Source organism: Vibrio sp. 970, assembly GCF_033339075.1.
On the sequence record NZ_JAWOTW010000010.1, the window covers coordinates 58608 to 76708 of the forward strand.

General features: G+C 45.8%; 19 protein-coding genes and 1 tRNA gene. 8 read left to right on the forward strand and 12 right to left on the reverse strand.

The window, feature by feature from the left end; translation table 11 throughout:
* Position 1: 1 nt before the first annotated feature.
* Genes R7Q11_RS15575 through R7Q11_RS15590 form a run of 4 tightly spaced genes read left to right on the forward strand, consistent with a single transcriptional unit; the run spans position 2 to position 3588 of the window.
* Complete coding sequence (locus R7Q11_RS15575; protein ID WP_033906900.1) at positions 2-1189, forward strand: beta-ketoacyl-[acyl-carrier-protein] synthase family protein; 1188 nt, start codon at positions 2-4, stop codon at positions 1187-1189.
* Positions 1182-1646: a hotdog family protein gene (locus tag R7Q11_RS15580; RefSeq protein WP_033906901.1), complete on the forward strand. Its 465-nt coding sequence runs from the start codon at positions 1182-1184 to the stop codon at positions 1644-1646. The genes R7Q11_RS15575 and R7Q11_RS15580 overlap by 8 nt, the downstream gene beginning before the upstream one ends.
* Positions 1643-2368: a 3-oxoacyl-ACP reductase FabG gene (gene fabG, locus R7Q11_RS15585; protein WP_033906902.1), complete on the forward strand. Its 726-nt coding sequence runs from the start codon at positions 1643-1645 to the stop codon at positions 2366-2368. Before R7Q11_RS15580 ends, fabG begins: the two co-directional genes overlap by 4 nt.
* The gene (locus tag R7Q11_RS15590; protein ID WP_033906903.1) at positions 2365-3588 is read left to right on the forward strand and encodes a beta-ketoacyl-ACP synthase; all 1224 of its coding nucleotides are present in this window, start codon (positions 2365-2367) and stop codon (positions 3586-3588) included. Before fabG ends, R7Q11_RS15590 begins: the two co-directional genes overlap by 4 nt.
* Before the next feature lie 94 nt (positions 3589-3682).
* Here R7Q11_RS15590 and R7Q11_RS15595 read toward each other — a convergent pair whose 3' ends face one another.
* Together R7Q11_RS15595 and R7Q11_RS15600 are read right to left on the reverse strand one after the other, a co-directional pair.
* Positions 3683-5374, reverse strand: coding sequence for a class I SAM-dependent methyltransferase (locus R7Q11_RS15595; RefSeq protein WP_225466563.1), 1692 nt, complete (start codon positions 5372-5374; stop codon positions 3683-3685).
* 163 nt (positions 5375-5537) lie between these two features.
* A tRNA-Arg gene (locus R7Q11_RS15600) sits at positions 5538-5614 on the reverse strand.
* A 203-nt stretch (positions 5615-5817) separates the two neighbouring features.
* On the opposite strand from R7Q11_RS15600, the gene folD reads away from it, so the two are divergent.
* A complete protein-coding gene (gene folD / locus R7Q11_RS15605) occupies positions 5818-6678 on the forward strand; it encodes a bifunctional methylenetetrahydrofolate dehydrogenase/methenyltetrahydrofolate cyclohydrolase FolD (RefSeq protein WP_005382297.1) in 861 nt (286 codons plus the stop codon).
* A gap of 67 nt (positions 6679-6745) precedes the next feature.
* Here folD and R7Q11_RS15610 read toward each other — a convergent pair whose 3' ends face one another.
* The 4 genes from R7Q11_RS15610 to R7Q11_RS15625 all read right to left on the reverse strand — a co-directional run bounded on the left by R7Q11_RS15610 (position 6746) and on the right by R7Q11_RS15625 (position 10537).
* The gene (locus R7Q11_RS15610; protein ID WP_005382298.1) at positions 6746-7945 is read right to left on the reverse strand and encodes a NupC/NupG family nucleoside CNT transporter; all 1200 of its coding nucleotides are present in this window, start codon (positions 7943-7945) and stop codon (positions 6746-6748) included.
* Between the two features lie 257 nt (positions 7946-8202).
* Positions 8203-9147 (reverse strand): LysR family transcriptional regulator, encoded by a 945-nt coding sequence (locus tag R7Q11_RS15615; RefSeq protein WP_172563347.1) that lies wholly within the window; start codon positions 9145-9147, stop codon positions 8203-8205.
* 88 nt (positions 9148-9235) lie between these two features.
* Positions 9236-10207, reverse strand: a complete 972-nt coding sequence (locus R7Q11_RS15620; protein WP_054578015.1) for a lytic transglycosylase domain-containing protein — start codon at positions 10205-10207, stop codon at positions 9236-9238.
* Between the two features lie 48 nt (positions 10208-10255).
* Positions 10256-10537 carry a YcgL domain-containing protein gene (locus R7Q11_RS15625; RefSeq protein ID WP_005382303.1) on the reverse strand — a complete coding sequence of 94 codons (282 nt, stop codon included), beginning with the start codon at positions 10535-10537 and terminating at the stop codon, positions 10256-10258.
* A gap of 197 nt (positions 10538-10734) precedes the next feature.
* Here R7Q11_RS15625 and minC point away from each other — a divergent pair, with 197 nt between their 5' ends.
* From minC to minE, 3 genes are read left to right on the forward strand one after another with little or no spacing between them, the layout of a single operon-like run.
* A complete protein-coding gene (gene minC / locus R7Q11_RS15630; protein WP_005382304.1) occupies positions 10735-11397 on the forward strand; it encodes a septum site-determining protein MinC in 663 nt (220 codons plus the stop codon).
* Positions 11398-11414: 17 nt separating this feature from the next.
* Positions 11415-12227 carry a septum site-determining protein MinD gene (minD, locus tag R7Q11_RS15635; protein WP_005388331.1) on the forward strand — a complete coding sequence of 271 codons (813 nt, stop codon included), beginning with the start codon at positions 11415-11417 and terminating at the stop codon, positions 12225-12227.
* A 2-nt stretch (positions 12228-12229) separates the two neighbouring features.
* Positions 12230-12493, forward strand: a complete 264-nt coding sequence (gene minE / locus R7Q11_RS15640; protein ID WP_005388332.1) for a cell division topological specificity factor MinE — start codon at positions 12230-12232, stop codon at positions 12491-12493.
* 77 nt (positions 12494-12570) lie between these two features.
* On the opposite strand, the gene rnd is transcribed toward minE, so the two are convergent.
* The 6 genes from rnd to tsaB form a co-directional block, all read right to left on the reverse strand.
* On the reverse strand, positions 12571-13689 hold the full coding sequence (rnd, locus tag R7Q11_RS15645) for a ribonuclease D (protein ID WP_031777213.1): 1119 nt from the start codon (positions 13687-13689) through the stop codon (positions 12571-12573).
* Positions 13690-13768: 79 nt separating this feature from the next.
* On the reverse strand, positions 13769-15460 hold the full coding sequence (gene fadD, locus R7Q11_RS15650; protein WP_005382216.1) for a long-chain-fatty-acid--CoA ligase FadD: 1692 nt from the start codon (positions 15458-15460) through the stop codon (positions 13769-13771).
* Between the two features lie 106 nt (positions 15461-15566).
* Positions 15567-16421 carry an alpha/beta fold hydrolase gene (locus R7Q11_RS15655; RefSeq protein WP_064376303.1) on the reverse strand — a complete coding sequence of 285 codons (855 nt, stop codon included), beginning with the start codon at positions 16419-16421 and terminating at the stop codon, positions 15567-15569.
* Between the two features lie 6 nt (positions 16422-16427).
* Positions 16428-16985, reverse strand: coding sequence for a Slp family lipoprotein (locus R7Q11_RS15660; protein ID WP_005382214.1), 558 nt, complete (start codon positions 16983-16985; stop codon positions 16428-16430).
* A 41-nt stretch (positions 16986-17026) separates the two neighbouring features.
* Positions 17027-17332 carry a hypothetical protein gene (locus tag R7Q11_RS15665; protein WP_017819942.1) on the reverse strand — a complete coding sequence of 102 codons (306 nt, stop codon included), beginning with the start codon at positions 17330-17332 and terminating at the stop codon, positions 17027-17029.
* A gap of 60 nt (positions 17333-17392) precedes the next feature.
* A complete protein-coding gene (gene tsaB / locus R7Q11_RS15670) occupies positions 17393-18094 on the reverse strand; it encodes a tRNA (adenosine(37)-N6)-threonylcarbamoyltransferase complex dimerization subunit type 1 TsaB (RefSeq protein ID WP_064376304.1) in 702 nt (233 codons plus the stop codon).
* Positions 18095-18101: the final 7 nt, after the last annotated feature.

Consider the following 18101-nt stretch of genomic DNA (forward strand, 5'->3'; position numbering starts at 1 on the left):
TATGCCTATTCGCTCTTCTCAACCTTTGTATATTCAGGCCTGTGGCTTTCACTCTGCCATGGGACAAGATGATGCGCTCATCCACCAGTGTTTATCGGGAGCGAAGCCATCCAACATGGTGGTTGACCGAGATATTTTAAATTCAGGCCGCCAAACAGTAATCGGTCGAATCGCACAGACGTTACCGCAATTACCACCCGCACTCAGCCAGTTTGATACGAGAAACAACCGCCTCGCACTTTCGGCTTTGCAGCAAATCGAAGGCGACGTGCGTAACGCCATTGCTAAATATGGTCGTGACCGTATCGCGGTCGTGATCGGCACCAGCACATCTGGCATTTCAGATGGCGAAATCGCATTTGGTGAAAAGCTGGCAAACGGTAATTTTCCTGTCGACTACCATTACACCAAACAAGAGCTTGGAAACTGCAGCGATTTTATTGCCGCCTACTTTGATTTGAGCGGCCCACATTACTCAGTTTCAACCGCCTGTTCTTCTAGTGGTCGTGTCTTTTTAACCGCACAACGCCTGATTCGCTCTGGCATTGTTGATGCGGTTATTGTGGGTGGTGTAGATACCATTTGTCGCCTAACACTAAACGGCTTTAACGGTTTAGAAGCTCTATCCGATACTCTTTGCAAACCGTTTGACCAACATCGCAACGGCATCAATATCGGCGAAGCCGCAGCATTAATGTTGCTAAGCAAAACACCTGCGCCCGTTGCTCTTCTCGGAGCTGGCGACAGCTCAGACGCACACCATATTTCCGCACCACATCCAGAAGGGTTAGGCGCAGAAGAAGCGATGAAAAAAGCGTTGGCCAATGCAGGACTTACAGCGCAAGACATTGGTTACATCAACGCGCATGGCACAGCAACGCCGTTAAACGATGCGATGGAAAGCAAAGCCATTCATCGCTGCTTTGGAGACTACGTTCCCGTAAGCTCGACAAAGCCACTTACCGGACACACATTAGGTGCAGCAAGTGCTACGGAAGCCGCGATCGCTTGGCATATTCTCAAGTACAACCTTGATTTGCCAATACAACACTGCGAAACCAAAGCAGACGATATCCATATATCGTTAGTTGAGACGCCAACCAAACTGGGTAACAAAGCGATTCTCAGCAACTCTTTTGCTTTTGGTGGCAATAATATTAGTCTTATTTTTGGTTACGCTCATGACTAAATTTCCTCCCATCGAACAACTTTTGCCACACGACAAACCAATGATCTTGGTTGATCGTGCTTTGGATGTTCAACAAGATACGATTCACTGCCAGGTTGATATCGCAGAACACAACCCGTTCTTCGACTCGGCCTCTCAAACTGTGCCAGCTTACGTTGGCATTGAGTTTATGGCGCAATCTGTCGCGGCGTGGTCTGGTTACCACGCATTAATGAAAGAACAAGCGCCACCGATTGGCTTTTTACTTGGTAGCCGTCGATACACGTCTGAATGCGATACGTTTTCTCGCGGACAGGTGCTCGATGTGTATGCTGAAAAAGTTATGGAAGATAACGGTATGGCGGTTTTTTCAGCCCGTATTGAGCTACAAGGAACTGTTGTAGCGACTTGCCAATTGAACGTTTACGTTCCATCAGAAGAAAAATTACAAGAAATGAAAATCAGGAGTCAACAATGACCCGACAAGTCCTCGTTACAGGTGCCAGCAAAGGCATCGGTAAAGCCATTGCCGTTCAATTAGCCAAAGATGGTTTCCAAGTCATTGTCCATTACATGGGCGATCAACAAGGCGCGCAAGACACCCTAAACACCATCGAACAGCATGGTGGTAGCGGTCGTCTTATCCAATTCGACATCAGTGACCGTACAGATTGTCGTGAGAAGCTAGAAGCCGATATCGCCGAACACGGCGCTTACTATGGCGTCGTAAACAACGCTGGCATCACAAAAGATACCGCTTTCCCTGCGATGACCGAAGAAGAATGGGATGGTGTGATTCATACCAACTTAGATAGCTTCTACAACGTTCTTCACCCTTGTGTTATGCCAATGGTGCAAAAGCGCAAAGGCGGCCGAATTGTTACGCTTGCATCAGTCTCTGGCCTAATGGGGAATCGTGGTCAAACTAACTACAGCGCAGCGAAAGCGGGCGTAATTGGTGCAACAAAATCACTCGCGCTTGAACTGGCAAAACGCAAAATCACCGTCAACTGCGTTGCACCGGGACTTATCGACACAGGCATGGTAGACGAACACGTGAAAGAACATGCGATGCCGCAAATTCCTTTGCGCCGCATGGGAGAGCCAGAAGAAGTTGCTGGTTTAGTCAGTTACCTTATGTCTGACATCGCAGGCTATGTAACTCGCCAAGTCATTTCGGTAAACGGAGGCCTAGTATGAGCCGTCGAGTTGTTGTAACCGGAATGTCAGGCGTGACTGCGTTTGGTAACGATTGGCAATCTGTCGAACCAAAACTGCGTGACTGCCAGAACGCGACGCAATACATGCCTTCTTACGAACAGTATGATGGTTTGAACACCAAGCTCGCGGCACCAATTTTAGATTTTGAACTGCCAAAGCACTACAAGCGCAAGCAAGTACGCGGCATGGGGCGTGTTTCCAAATTGGCGACCGTCGCAACAGAAAACGCACTAAGCCAAGCAGGTTTGATTGGTAACGACGTACTCACCAATGGTCAAACGGGTATCGCATACGGCTCATCAACAGGCAGTACTGACGCAATCGGCGCATTTGGTGTCATGCTGAATGAGAAAACCACTAAAGCGATCACCGCAACGACTTACGTGCAAATGATGCCGCATACCACGGCAGTGAACGTTGGTCTATTTTTCGGTTTGAAAGGCCGAGTGATCCCAACCAGCAGTGCATGTACCTCTGGCAGCCAAGCAATCGGCTACGCCTACGAAGCGATCAAGCACGGCTACCAAACGGTCATGGTTGCTGGTGGCGCTGAAGAATTGTGCCCAACGGAATCCGCTGTCTTCGATACCCTTTTTGCCACCAGTCTGAAGAATGAAGACCCGAAAAGCACACCAAGACCTTATGACTCCGATCGCGATGGTTTGGTGATTGGTGAAGGTGCGGGAACGCTAGTTCTGGAAGAGTACGAACACGCCGTCGCTCGTGGCGCGAAAATCTATGCAGAAATCATCGGTTTTGCCAGCAACTGTGATGCCGCACACGTCACTCAACCACAGATGGAAACCATGCAAATCTGTATGGAAATGGCTTTGCAAAACGCGAGCATTCCTGCTGAGAAGATCGACTATGTATCTGCTCACGGCACAGCCACCGACCGCGGCGATATTGCAGAAAGTAACGCAACAGCGAATGCTCTGGGCAAAGTGCCAATAAGTTCACTCAAGAGCTACTTTGGCCACACACTAGGCGCGTGTGGCGCGATTGAAGCGTGGCTAGGTTTAGAAATGATGCACACGGGTTGGTTCAACCCAACGCTCAACCTAGAAAACCTCGACGAGCAATGTGGCGATTTAGACTACATCGCCGGACAAGGCCGAGAACTGGACGTGAAATATTTGATGAGTAACAACTTCGCCTTTGGCGGCATCAACACCTCCATCATCTTTAAAAAGATGTAATGCCCTTAGTAAATGCAAAAGCGCTGGTTAACCAGCGCTTTTTTGTTGGTTGCCTATCAGGTTCATATATCACGCTGTAACGGCAAACAAGACATTACCATTCCGCGATACAAAGGCGACTTTTAACACCACGAATTTGTAATCCCATCGCTTCAAAGACATGCTCAAAATCTTGACAAGATGCAGGCACATTAGGTAGCGACAATGAAGCCTCGGTAAAAAACGTCCGACTCAAATTATCCGTCTCTCCCCAAGCTAACTGCCACCAATCCAAAATTCGCGGCTTGGATGCGTTTAATCGATAGCTAGCAGGAATACGATCACGCTTGTTTAGGTTTTCAACCTTAGATGTTGGTAGTAAGTTCCACTTATCATTGTTGGGCCAATAAGCAAATGGCAAACAGTGATCAACGTGATACTCATTTCGTAATTTGCTTCCACTCCATGCACTGACAATGTCGCAATGGCTGAGCTTCAACTGTTCAATTCTCTTTCGCACGACTCGCGTATCATGGTCTTTATCAATCCAGACCAAACAATCATGATACGTTTGCAGTGGAATACCCCGCTCTTGATTAGACCGAAATCGTTGCATTTCCATAATCCATTGGTTGACCACCAGCGGCTCAATCCAAGAGTTATACAATCGAAAACAATCCCAAAGGCTTTCATCCAACACAAACAGCCCATAACCTTCGAGGAACTCGCTATCCACAACAATTGAACGTTTTGGCTTCTTAGCTGAACGAATCATTTCAAAGTAAGGGTTTGATTTATCACCTTGATAGGTAAAAGTGACGGGACCATCTTTTATGGTTTTTAAGCTGTCTTTTATCGCTTTATCAAGCGCCACTGCATCTTCACCAAAAAATGTCGTGCCTATAGCAAGATCATCAGGACTTAAATGGGAAAGTCTGCCCCAGCCATCGGGCTTTATAAAACCTAGCCCTTTAGACGAGTTCGAGCTTTGCTGGATGTTCTCTTTATCGATTAAACGCTTAAATTGACGAATCCAATATAAGCCAACTAATCCTAATGGGATTGCAACTTTACCTTCGCTGCGATCAACCACTGCACCAGAATGAGCGTCTGCAATACGTAGTAAAGTACGTAGTAGTGCGAGCTTATAGGTAGCCGATTTGGAATCATTGACGATAATGTGGCGAACCTTATTCAGATCACCGGAACCATCATCAGGCAAAGACATCACTACAGTTTGCCAAGATACACCCGTTCGCTTTAACTGATCGTCATCGAGAGATACGTTTCTCACCATTAAAGCGCTATTCTTTGCAAACTTTTCGAGCTCTTCAACCGATACGGGATAAGCTTTACGACCGTCAGAAAAGTCACCGTGACGAAGGCTAATCACCAATCGACCATTAGGCGCTAACAAATTTGCAAGTTTGCGAAATGCACGTTCACGGTGCGTAGGCGCAAGATGCATCCATACCGCACTGACAAGAATTAAATCGAAGCGAAAGCCAAGATTAATGGTTTTCTCAAGCTTAGGTAATGCATCTTCAAGCCAAGTAACGGAATCGCCACAGTAAGACTTACCAAGCCTTAGAAGTGCTTGAGCAGGCTCAATCGCAACAACTTCACACCCATGCTCAGCCATCCATTTCGCGTCTCGACCAGAGCCCGCGCCAACATCTAACACACGATCTCCAGCCTGGGGCCAGAAGACTCTCCAACTCGCGTGGACATCCTCAAACTGAATCGATGTGTATTGCTTCGCGAAAGAGTCGGCGTGTCGGTCATAAAAGTTAGAAGTGGCAGGCATAAAGGTTAACGAAAGGTAATTAATATGCGTCCATATTAATTGCTAGAAATTGCAATGGCTAGAATGCCATTCAAAAGTTGTAGATAGAGTGGCAATTACAGCCAAAAACCTAAAAACGACAAAGCCCCGACAACTCAAAGAGTTATCGAGGCTTTTGAATATATGGCACGCCCTGTAGGATTCGAACCTACGACCACATCCTTAGAAGGGACGTGCTCTATCCAGCTGAGCTAAGGGCGCGCTACAGGGACAGGATTATACGAGTTCAAACGGGTAAATCAACGGGTTTTCATAACATTCTGATCTGAATGCCTAAAAAAAGTCCATTAAAACGCTTAATGTTCAAAAACACCACAAAGCAAACGTTTGCGTATGGATGTTGATAAGAAATTCTGCGACAATGCGCCGCAGATAATCTGCCTTCTTAATTTATAAGGAAAGTCATGACTGCTCAAAATATAGACGGAACTCTCATTTCCCAAACTGTTCGATCCGAAGTGGCTGCACGTGTTAAAGCACGTGTTGAAGCTGGGCTACGTGCTCCTGGTTTAGCAGTGGTTCTAGTTGGTGAAGATCCTGCCTCTCAGGTTTATGTCGGTAGCAAACGCCGCGCATGTGAAGAAGTTGGGTTTGTTTCTAAGTCTTTTGACCTTCCTGCGTCTAGCTCAGAAGAAGAGTTACTAGCGCTGATTGATGAATTAAACAATGATGATGAAATTGACGGCATTCTAGTGCAATTACCCCTTCCTGCGGGCATAGACACAACACATGTTTTAGAGCGCATTCACCCAGAGAAGGACGTGGATGGCTTCCACCCTTATAACGTTGGCCGTCTTGCGCAACGTATTCCAAAGCTTCGCTCTTGCACGCCAAAGGGCATCATTACCCTACTCGACCGTTACAACATTGAGCTACGTGGTAAGCATGCGGTTGTGGTTGGCGCATCAAACATTGTTGGTCGTCCAATGACACTTGAGCTGCTGCTTGCGGGCTGCACAACAACAACATGTCACCGTTTTACCAAAGACCTAGAGAGTCATGTGCGTCAAGCTGACGTTGTCGTGGTTGCGGTTGGTAAACCTAACTTCATCCCTGGTGAGTGGATTAAAAAAGGCGCAGTGGTGGTCGATGTCGGTATTAACCGTCTTGATTCAGGCAAACTAGTTGGCGACGTGGAATACGACAAAGCACGTGAAAGTGCGAGCTTTATTACTCCTGTTCCTGGTGGCGTTGGCCCAATGACCGTCGCAAGTTTAATTGAGAACACGATGCTCGCTTGCGAACAGTTCCACACAGACAAATAACGTAAATTTCAGATACGAAAAAGGCTCCGCAAGGAGCCTTTTTGCTAATTGTTGATATCTATTTCAATTACAGACTTAAAATCACGCCCGCAATAGAAGCGCTCATTAAGTTCGCCATGACACCAGCGATAATCGCACGGAAACCATGCTTAGAAACAAATGCACGCTTTTCTGGTACCAAAGAGCCCAACCCACCAATCAGCATCGCCATGCTTGAGATATTTGCAAAGCCACACAAAGCAAACGTCACGATTGCTTGTGAGTGTTCACTAAGTTGAGACTTCACTTCTGCAAGCTGGATGAAAGCGACGAACTCATTCACCACAATCTTGTTACCAATCAGCGAGCCTGCTGTGGTTGCTTCTTGCCATGGTATACCCAACAACCAAGCGACTGGCGCAAACACAAAACCTAGGATGAGCTCAAAACTTAATGGTGTCCCAATCAGATCACCTATCCAGCCTAACATGCCGTTTAGCATTGCAATGACACTAATAAACGCCAGTAACGTACCACCGACCGATACAGCAATGCGTACACCCGCCATGGCACCATCGGCTAATGCTTCTACTACGTTGGTTGCACGTGGAATTTCAACTTGGCTAATGTCGATATCTGCTGCTTTATCCGTATCTTCTGGCATTAAAATTTTTGCCATCAACAAGCCGGCAGGTGCCGACATAAATGCAGCAGCAATAAGATAGTTGAGGTCGACACCCAGTGATGCGTAACCAACCAACGTTCCGCCAGCAACTGACGCTAAACCACCTGTCATAACTGCAAAGAACTGCGAGTCAGTCATGTGCTTTAGGTAAGGCTTTACCATTAATGGTGCTTCAATGGTGCCAACAAAGATATTCGCCGTAGCAGACAAAGACTCAGCACGACCGATACCTAGCAGCTTTTGAATACCACCACCGATAAAGTTAATGATTTTTGGCATCACACCAATGTGATAAAGACCTGAGATAAGAGAGGAGAAGAAAACGATGATACCCAGAACATTGATCGCAAAGGTGAAGCCCCCTGTCGCCAAATTACCGAATAAAAACGCAATGCCCTCTTGACCATAGTTGATCAAATTCGACACAACACTGCTCACTGAATTCAGCGCATCTCGTCCTGCTGGTACATATAAAACCAACAACGCAAACAGTACCTGCAAAGCAAACGCAAACGACACTGTTCTCAGCTTTATATTTTTTCTATTTGTAGAAAGTAGCCATGCTAGGAATAGTATGGCTACGATACCAATAATTGAGTTCATAAAATGAATCCGACAGAAGGGGGATATGGAAGGCACCGGATTGTATAGCGGACTCAAAATGCTGCAAGTTGAGGATGTTAACAGTGTGAAAAGTTTAAGCGACCAATAACTGACCAACAAAATAACCAATTGAATTTATTAAAGATAAACGTTTGCTTATTTTAATTATTTCCATATGGAAAATATGTTTCTGGTTCAGGAAAAATTTTTGTGAAGTGAATCACCTTATGTGTCGTTCTACAACGTCATTGATCCTGTTATTTAGGAATAGAGATGTAAGGCGCCAAACGTTGGTCCCAATGACAAGGGTTGCCGATCTTCTGTTTGATAAAGTTAATCACTGCGGATATTTTTTTTGGCATATGCTGGCGGCTTGGGTATACCGCATAAAACGGCATCGACTGGCTGGCTTTCCAGTCAGGTAACAGCTGTATTAACTTACCCGTTCTAAACTCATCCCCCAGCAAGTAAGTGGCAAGGTAGGCAATACCCCAACCTGCAGTAGCCGCATCCCGAACGGCTTCTGCCAGATCCACTGAATAGTTACCCGAGACTTTTACGTTCAATTCTTGCTGATCTTTGGTAAACGCCCACCCCGTATAGTCACGCTCCCAGCTTCTGTATATGAGGCAGTTGTGAGCAGATAGGTCATCCGGTTCTGCTGGCGTGTCATGTTTCAATAAGTAATCTGGCGATGCCGCAACAACAAACTGGCAATCCGTCAAACGCTGCGCAATGTAACCTTCAGGCAAATGCTCGTTGTTGGTTACCCATAAATCGAGCCCTTCGGCTAACATATCGACCTTATAGTCAAACAGATGTACTTCCACTTGAAGTTGAGGATATAGTTCGCGTAACTCTTGAATCGCTGGAATAATGTGTAAGGTACCAAATGATTGCGACAACCCAAGACGTACCAAACCTGCTACTTCATCCCGCTGGGTTTCCATCTCTAATGTGGCGCTGCTCACCGCTTGTACCACTTGCTCACAGTGATGAAAAAAGGTTTTCCCTGCCTCAGTCGGCGTAAAGCTTCGCGTAGTGCGTTGAACAAGCTTGATACCAAGAGACGCTTCTAACTGACTCAACTGTTTACTCACATGAGACACCGACACGCCTAAGCTCTTTGCAGCAGCTGTGAAGCTTTTGTGTTTAAGAAGAGCGGAGAAAATCACCATTTGTGCGGCACGTTCAGATAACACGCTTTACCTCGATTTGGTTATAGAAAAAACAAAGGGCTCCGAAGAGCCCTTGTATTGAAGACTGAATGCCAAATTGTTTGATGGCAGATCAGTATTTAATGCGGTCAGCCAAGTGACTCACAGCAAGTGCGAAGTAGTAAGAGCGGTTCCACTTCATCAATACGTTGTAGTTATTGTAAACCAGATACGTACGACCATTCTCGTCGTCCGGCATGATCAACCATGCTTTGATGTCTTCATCCAGTTTTGGCAACGGGCTACCGTCATATTTTGTGATACCTAATTGGCTCCACTCTTGAAGGTATTTGCCTTTTTCAGCCGTGCGCCCTTCCAGGCTGCGATCAATATTTTTAGGAACCTTAACTTGGCGACCCCAAGTATATTTATCATCCCAACCAGACTTGCTCAAATAGTTAGCGGTTGATGCAAACACGTCCGCTTCAGATTGCCATATGTCTTTTTTACCATCACCGTTGCCGTCAGCAGCAAAACGAAGGAAAGAGCTTGGCATAAACTGGCATTGACCCATCGCACCAGCCCATGAGCCTTTAAAGTTCTCTAGCTCAATATGGCCTTGATCGAGGATCTGCAGTGCCGACATGGCCTCTTTACGGAAAAACTCTTCACGACGGCCTTCAAATGCCATTGTGGATAGTGCATCAATCACTTTAAAGTTGCCGGTAAACTTACCAAAGTTACTTTCAACTCCCCAAAGTGCCACAATAAAGCGCGGGTGGACACCGTACTCATCGCCTATACGCTTTAGCTCAGTGTAATGCTCTTTGTAGAGTTGTCTGGCTTGCTTCACCTTCCATTCAGGCACCGCGCGAGGAATGTACTCATCCAATGTCAGTTTCTTTTCTGGTTGGTTTCGGTCCGCTTTTACTGCTCGCGGCTTGTACTCAACATTAGCAAAAGCAGCACTAATGACCTGCTCTGAGATACCTTTATCACGAGCTTCAGCACGCAGCTTATTCAAGTATTCATCAAAACCCTCGCTACTTGCAAAAGCCGAGGTACACATACCAACGCTAAGCATGGTAGCCAGTATCTTTTTCATATTGCCCTCCTTGAGCAAGGCAGAAATCCCAGATGAAAAACGATGACGTTATTCGCCTTTCTGCTGGGCTTTTTGTTCTTTGTACTTTTCTAATAGGTTCTCCGGCGGCGGTGGAACCTGAAGAAAGAAGCCATCATTTTGTAATGAAGCCTTCACTTTTTCGATATCAACTTGTGCCAATTTACGGCCATCAAGTTTAATCGTCATGACAGCGATAGGCTTACCGAACATCTGCATTAAGGTGTCAGGAACCTGTGAAAAATCATCCTTTTTCGGAATATAGAGATAAGTACCTTCTTTTTTCGAGCTTTTATAAATAGAACAAAGCATGACACGCCTTTTATGCTGATTTAGCCGCGTTGAGTGCGGATTAGGTTGAAAACGTCAAATTCTCGCAAACTTAATAGCAAATTTGAGATTAATTCACCTATTTGCCCACGAGAGAACTTGCTGCGTCAAAGGATGAAATATAACATGACATACCTAGTTTAAGGCAACGCTCTTTCAATAAAGGCAAGAAGTCCACGATGACCCATTCACCAGACCTTAAAGGTAGCAGTTTTACATTGTCAGTTTTACACCTTTCTGACAATGAGATCGCAAAGACTGTCGAATTTTTGCAAGAAAAAGTTTCTCAAGCACCTTCTTTTTTTGCATCCGCGCCTTTGGTAATCAATATAGCAAAAGTACAAGGCGACATTGATTTCCCTAAGCTTAAACAAGGCATCTCAGATGCCGGTTTTATTCCGGTCGGTGTAACGGGCTGTAAAGACAAGCGTGTACAAAACCTTGCTTCCGAAGCTGGCTTCGCCATTATGTCGGCGAGCAAATCGCCAAGCCAAGCACCTGCCAAAATGGCACCAACGAAAGTAGTTCGTACGCCTGTCCGCTCAGGACAACAGATCTACGCAAAAGATGGTGATTTGGTGGTGCTAGCGCACGTAAGTGCAGGTGCTGAAGTCATTGCTGACGGCTCTATTCATATCCATGGCACACTTCGAGGTCGTGCGATTGCAGGAGCAAGTGGTCAGCAGGAAGCGCGTATTATTTGCCACGATTTACAAGCAGAACTGGTATCCATTGCGGGTGACTACTGGTTAAGCGATCAAATTGAAAGCGAGTACTGGCAAAAGAAAGTAATGATCAGTAAAGCCGATGAATCATTACATTTAGAAGTTCTCGCGATTTAATCTAAAAAGGAAAAAAAATGGCACGCATTATTGTAGTAACGTCTGGTAAAGGTGGCGTTGGTAAAACCACTTCAAGCGCAGCCATCGCCTCTGGTCTAGCTCTTAAGGGAAAAAAGACCGCGGTGATCGATTTTGACATCGGTTTGCGTAACCTCGATCTAATCATGGGCTGTGAGCGCCGCGTCGTGTATGACTTTGTGAACGTCATTAACGGCGAAGCGACATTAAACCAAGCGCTGATCAAAGATAAGCGCACGGACAACCTATTTATTCTTCCTGCTTCTCAAACTCGTGATAAAGACGCACTGACAAAAGATGGTGTTCAGCGCGTATTCGGCGAACTTGATGAAATGGGCTTTGATTTCATTATTTGTGATTCACCAGCAGGTATCGAGCAAGGCGCGTTAATGGCCTTGTACTATGCCGATGAAGCCATTGTCACAACGAACCCAGAAGTCTCTTCTGTACGTGACTCTGACCGCATTCTCGGTATTTTAGATTCTAAGTCACTGCGTGCAGAGCAAGGGCTAGAGCCAGTAAAACAGCACCTGTTACTGACTCGCTACAACCCATCTCGCGTCACTCAAGGCGAAATGCTAAGCGTTGAAGACGTAGAGGAGATCTTACATATTCCACTACTGGGCGTGATTCCAGAAAGCCAAGCCGTGCTTAACGCGTCAAACAAAGGTGTGCCAGTCACTTTTGACGATAACACCGATGCGGGTATGGCTTATTCTGACACCGTTGATCGCTTATTAGGCAATCAGGTTGAATTTCGTTTCCTTACTGAGGAGAAGAAAGGACTCTTTAAACGACTCTTTGGAGGCTAGACATGTCATTATTAGAATTTTTCCGTCCACAGAAGAAAACTTCTGCGAATCTAGCTAAAGAGCGTTTGCAAATCATTGTCGCAGAGCGCCGCAGCCAAAATGATCCTGCGCCGTCTTACTTGCCTCAATTAAAAGAAGACATCTTGAAGGTGATCAGCAAGTACGTGGCAATTGATCCAAATATGGTTGACTTAACATTTGAGCACAAAGACGACGATATCTCAGTTCTTGAGCTGAATGTGAAGCTACCAGACGAAGAAAAGTAATCAGTTTCTCTCGCCAGACGAATGCTCTAATTAGAACGAAAAAGGTTGGCATCGAGGCCAACCTTTTTCATCTTTCATTACTTTAATGCTTTATTCATCTTGTCGCCGAGTAAATCCAAACGCCACCCTTGCATCAAATCAGGCAATACTTCTGGGTCACGATCTTTTTTCCAAACCCAACTGATCAACTGATTGATCTGCTTTTTAGAGGCAAGGAACTCCGTGGCTAAACCTGACTTCTGCGAAGCCGATTTCACCAAGTCTTTCATATTTTTGAAGACCTGCTTGTAACCCGGATAGTCCATTAAACGCTCAATTTTCGCAGGATACTCTTCAGAAGGTGTTTGCTTCGCTTGCTTAACAATCGCGGCAATCTTCGCGCCATGGCGGTTAATCGCTCGGATATCAATATCTTCTGCTTCCATCTTCTTAAAGTTCGTTAAACCAAGACGAGCGACCGTTAATAGATCACCTTCTTTGAAGATAAAGTTCAGCGCTAAATCTCGTTTGATTGCTTCACGATAACGCCACGTCGCCAATGGCTTTAAAATAGCCAGCTCAGAAGGTTTTAATTGCCAAGCGCCCTTAATATCAAGGTAGGCATTCTCTTCATTGGTTACGCGAATACGTTTCGAAACGAGTAAATCACTTTCTTGCTGTACAGCTTCCCACCAACCTGCTTGCGTCACCTTATCGAACAGCTTTTCGTATAACGGTAACAAGTAATGAACATCTGCGGCAGCATAATCTAATTGCTTTTGTGTCAGTGGACGAGCCATCCAGTCGGTACGTGATTCACTTTTGTCGAGCTCTACGCCTAAATATTCTTCCACCAGCGATGCGAAGCCTGTCGATAGGCCGTGACCGAGAAAAGCGGCCATCAGCTGCGTATCCACCATAGGGAATGGTGTACAACCAAAAGCGTTTTGGAAAACTTCTAAATCTTCACCACATGCGTGCAGCACTTTTAGCACAGAAGTATCTTTTAATAGCGCTACAAACGGCGTCATATCCGTTAATTCAGTCGGATCAATCAGCGAGAGGCGATTACCATCGAAAAGCTGAATCAGACCTAACTGCGGGTAGAAAGTGCGAATACGAACGAATTCGGTATCCAGCATCACTACGTCTGCCTCTCGGGCATGAGTGCAAACCTCTTCTAGGTCTTTGTTTTTAGTAATAATTTGATAGTTCACATACTTCTCGCTATAAAAAATGCCAGCAAAACGCTGGCATTCTATCATTTTTTAAATCTCTCGACTCGACGAAATCGGCTTATGCGCTTTTCTTCGCAAGTTCAGCGTCATTCTCTTCGCGTAAAACACGACGCAAGATCTTACCGACATTGGTTTTAGGTAAGTCTTCGCGGAACTCAACCAACTTCGGAACTTTGTAGCCAGTTAGGTGTTCTCGACAATGCGCGATCACTTCGTCTTTGGTCAAGCTCGGATCGCGTTTCACGACATAAATCTTCACTAATTCACCAGACACTTCATGCGGCTGACCAATAGCAGCAACTTCAAGTACTTTGCCGTGAAGTGCTACAACGTCTTCGATTTCGTTCGGGTAAACATTAAAGCCTGATACTAAGATCATGTCTTTCTTACGGTCAACGATATGCAGGAAGCCTTCGTCATCGAACTTAACGATGTCGCCAGTTGATAGCCAGCCGTCTTCGTTAATCGTATCTTTCGTTGCTTCAGGTCGTTGCCAGTAACCTTGCATAACCTGAGGACCACGAACTTGAAGTTCACCAGTTTCAGTATTCGCAAGAGCGTTGCCTTCTTCATCCACGATACGAACTTCTGTTGATGGTACCGGCAGACCAATAGAGCCATTGTATTCAACAAGATCATGCGGATATGCCGCCACCAACGGAGAACACTCTGTTAGACCGTAACCTTCGAGCAAATAGCAACCCGTGGTCTTTTGCCATCTTTCTGCCACTGAGCGCTGCACTGCCATGCCGCCGCCAACGGCTAAACGTAGATTACTGAAATCCAACTCGTGGAAATCTTCATTATTGACCAATGCATTAAATAAGGTATTCACGCCCGTAATCGCAGTAAACGGATGCTTTTGTAGCTCTTTCACGAACCCTGGAATATCTCTTGGGTTGGTAATAAGTAAGTTACGACCACCCATTTCAACAAACAGCAGACAGTTTACGGTAAGAGCAAATACGTGGTACAGCGGTAACGCTGTCACGACTAATTCACGCCCCGGAGATAAAACCGGTCCGTACGCGCCTTTTGCCTGTAGAACGTTCGCAATCATGTTGCGGTGAGTCAGAATCGCGCCTTTCGCGACACCTGTCGTCCCCCCCGTATATTGCAGGAATGCAATGTCATCCCCAGACATAAACGGTTTAACGTATTGTAGACGACGACCTTTACGTAGAGCCTGACGCATTGAGATTGCACCAGGTAAATCGTACTTAGGCACCATGCCCTTAACGTACTTCACGACAAAATCGACAATCGTACCTTTCGCTCGTGGCAGCATTTGACCAAGACTGGTTAACACTACGTGTTTGACTGGTGTTTTATCGACAATTTGTTCTAGCGTGTTCGCAAAGTTAGACACAATCACAATCGTCGTCGCACCTGAGTCATTCAATTGGTGTTCAAGTTCACGAGGAGTGTAAAGTGGGTTAACGTTTACGGCGATACAACCTGCACGCAAAATACCAAATAATGCTACTGGGTATTGCAGTAAGTTTGGCATCATCAGAGCAACGCGGTCACCCTTTTGCAGTTTTAACTCGTTTTGCAGATACGCTGCGAATGCGCGACTACGCTCTTCCAATTTACGGAAGGTCATAACCGAGCCCATGTTCATGAATGCTGGTTGGTCTGCATATTTTTGTACAGACTGTTCAAACATTTCTACCAAAGACTCATATTGCTCTGGATTAATGGTTTCAGGTACGTCACTTGGATAACGTGAAAGCCATGGTTTATCCACGATGTTACTCCTCGTTTATAACTGGCTAAAAAATAGCGTCCTTTTTATTTTGAAAGCTATTACAGCACAGCGAACGTGCTTGAGCACGCAACTCTCAAACACTTGTTTAAATTTTGTTAACTACACCAAGAATTCGCGTTGCGACCTCGAGTATTTGCTCTAAATGACAGTGATGACCACCCTTGACAGAAACCACTTGCGGTGGGCTCTCTCCCCAATCAGCTTGGTTAGATGGTAAATTCTGAAATCCTTGATCGCCTAATACAATCAAATGAGGACAACGTATTTGGCTGGTAATCGAGTTAGCATGCGCTTGCGCCATTCGGTAAAGCGACGCACATTTTAACTTGGCGTCATGCCGCCAATACCATTTATCTCCTCGCTGCTCTGTTCCACGCTCGACTATCGGTAGAAGCTGCTCAGCGGTTAATTGGTTGGCTTGCATGCGTAATTTTAACGCCAGATCGAAGGAGGCAATGGCTCGCTCTGGCTTGTTTTGCTGTCTTATTCGACTTAAAACGCCATCGCGAAGACGAGGCAAACTGTTAATAGGCTCTTCAGTAAGAGGTCCTGCTCCCTCAATTTGCACAAGACCTTCGACCTGCTCTGGAAACGCAGCACTATAGCAACTTGCGATTAAAGCACCAAGTGAATGCCCTACTAATATCAGTCTGTTTGGTGATAATTCGTCCAAAAACTGATACAAATCGGCAATATAGTCGTGAAAGGGGTAATAATTATCGTGAGATTTATGACTCGATAAACCGTGACCAAAATGATCGATGGCGAGGAGGTGTAAGTGAGGATTAAGTTGATTCAACTGCTCCATGAGCGCTTTAAAGCTGCCCGCATTATCTAACCACCCATGAAGAAAAACGACTGACAAGTCAGCCGTTTTCTCGTTCCCTATCTCAAGGGCTGCCATTTTGCCGGCAGGAAGCTCGAATTGACGCTCATGCATCGCAGATTATTTGACCTGTTTTATCACTTTACCGTCTTGTGGGAAATCATTACGCCACATGCGGCAGTTAATCGAGTAACATGGGTAAAAGTAGGTTGGCGAGTCATACATGCGTACACGTTCTTCAATTTTCCATAAACGGTACCCTTCCCCCTTTATTACCGGGAAGATGTAACCGTGCTCACCGATCTTTCCTTCTTCTTCCCCTGCTCCTTTGCCTACAACCGTCACCAAACGGCCTTCACTAAAGGCGACAGGCTCTAAATAGCCATCAAAATAGGCGACAAAACGTCCCGTAGGCTCTTCATCGATATCAGGTTTACCAGACTTACTGATAGGAAGGTTTACAATCTCTAGACGCGTTTTATCTTTAAAGTTATCCACTTTAGCGATGATTCCACCAAGGCGAACATCTTCACTCACTTGCCCCTGAGACTCAGCAAAAGCTTTATAGTCTGTAACGACCAATTCTGTGCTTGCATTTAGCTCCTCAGGCAACGAGCTACACGCAGACAAACCAACCGTAGCAAATAATGCGAGAAAAAACCGTCCAAAAACCTTCATAAACCACCTTTCAATATTAGTAACCCCAAGCTGGGGAGATCTCACACGTAAATATCGACACCAAGTAATTGAGCCAGTTCCTCTTTTTTAGCTCGATTCATGACATCCATGTACTGCTCCATTGCTTTACGTGCGCCCCCTTCAGGAAGGTCATATTGCACTTGAGCTCGGTGAATTTGGGACTCATCCACGTGTTTTATGGAGTGCGCCACGGCGTTAGCAACCTTTGAAGGCTGACCTACAGGCTGCTTTGTTTGTGATTTATTTACCTGCTTCTTTTGACTGGCTTTATGAGTGCGATTTGCACCGGGAATCAAAGAAGGAGGCAAGCCATTAATCGACGCCATAGCACTCCATAAAAATACAGGGCAAACGCCCTGCTTTTTGTCAGGTTAATGAAAAACGGACTATTCGCGACCAGGAAGTTTTTTCCATGTCACATTATCACGTAAATAAACAGGGCTCGAATCTTCGACCGGCACGGTATTACCCTTTTTAAATTCTTGTTCAGCAAGAATCACGATGTCTTGTGAATCAGGGTACAGAACGTCACCATGCGTCAAATTAAACGGTAGGCCTGCTAATACTTCTTGGTAAGCATCCCAACCAGTACCTGCTGTCGTCCACGTTTTGTCGTCTGCTTGTGCTTCTTCAACGAGACGTGCTGGTGGAATTACGCACTCTGCATCCACCCCTGCCCACTCACCGTTTGCTTGGCGAGTGTAACGTGCCCAGTAAACTTCACCCATACGTGCATCAATGGCCACAGCGACATCGGTCACACCATGTAAGCGATAGCTACCTTGAGCCATTGCAGCCAGCGTTGAAACGCCGATCATAGGTAAGTCAGCACCGAACGCCAAACCTTGTGCGATACCAATACCGATACGAACGCCAGTAAAGCTACCTGGACCACGTCCAAACGCTAACGCATCCAGCTCTTGTAGAGTCAGGCCAGCTTCTTTGAGTACTTCATCAACCATTGGCAGTACTTTTTTGGTGTGATCGCGTGGTGCAACCGCGCTACGTGAAATCACTTGATCATTAGCCAACAACGCAACTGAACAGTTTTCAGTCGCTGTATCGATAGCAAGAATTTTTGCGCTCATTTAACTC

Bases quoted from the DNA above. Each gene is read 5' to 3' on its own strand.
- R7Q11_RS15575 (WP_033906900.1), top strand. From the start codon at position 2: ATGCCTATTCGCTCTTCTCAACCTTTGTATATTCAGGCCTGTGGCTTT.
- R7Q11_RS15580 (WP_033906901.1), top strand. From the start codon at position 1,182: ATGACTAAATTTCCTCCCATCGAACAACTTTTGCCACACGACAAACCA.
- fabG (WP_033906902.1), top strand. From the start codon at position 1,643: ATGACCCGACAAGTCCTCGTTACAGGTGCCAGCAAAGGCATCGGTAAA.
- R7Q11_RS15590 (WP_033906903.1), top strand. From the start codon at position 2,365: ATGAGCCGTCGAGTTGTTGTAACCGGAATGTCAGGCGTGACTGCGTTT.
- R7Q11_RS15595 (WP_225466563.1), bottom strand. From the start codon at position 5,374: ATGCCTGCCACTTCTAACTTTTATGACCGACACGCCGACTCTTTCGCG.
- folD (WP_005382297.1), top strand. From the start codon at position 5,818: ATGACTGCTCAAAATATAGACGGAACTCTCATTTCCCAAACTGTTCGA.
- R7Q11_RS15610 (WP_005382298.1), bottom strand. From the start codon at position 7,945: ATGAACTCAATTATTGGTATCGTAGCCATACTATTCCTAGCATGGCTA.
- R7Q11_RS15620 (WP_054578015.1), bottom strand. From the start codon at position 10,207: ATGAAAAAGATACTGGCTACCATGCTTAGCGTTGGTATGTGTACCTCG.
- R7Q11_RS15625 (WP_005382303.1), bottom strand. From the start codon at position 10,537: ATGCTTTGTTCTATTTATAAAAGCTCGAAAAAAGAAGGTACTTATCTC.
- minC (WP_005382304.1), top strand. From the start codon at position 10,735: ATGACCCATTCACCAGACCTTAAAGGTAGCAGTTTTACATTGTCAGTT.
- minD (WP_005388331.1), top strand. From the start codon at position 11,415: ATGGCACGCATTATTGTAGTAACGTCTGGTAAAGGTGGCGTTGGTAAA.
- minE (WP_005388332.1), top strand. From the start codon at position 12,230: ATGTCATTATTAGAATTTTTCCGTCCACAGAAGAAAACTTCTGCGAAT.
- R7Q11_RS15655 (WP_064376303.1), bottom strand. From the start codon at position 16,421: ATGCATGAGCGTCAATTCGAGCTTCCTGCCGGCAAAATGGCAGCCCTT.
- R7Q11_RS15660 (WP_005382214.1), bottom strand. From the start codon at position 16,985: ATGAAGGTTTTTGGACGGTTTTTTCTCGCATTATTTGCTACGGTTGGT.
- R7Q11_RS15665 (WP_017819942.1), bottom strand. From the start codon at position 17,332: ATGGCGTCGATTAATGGCTTGCCTCCTTCTTTGATTCCCGGTGCAAAT.
- tsaB (WP_064376304.1), bottom strand. From the start codon at position 18,094: ATGAGCGCAAAAATTCTTGCTATCGATACAGCGACTGAAAACTGTTCA.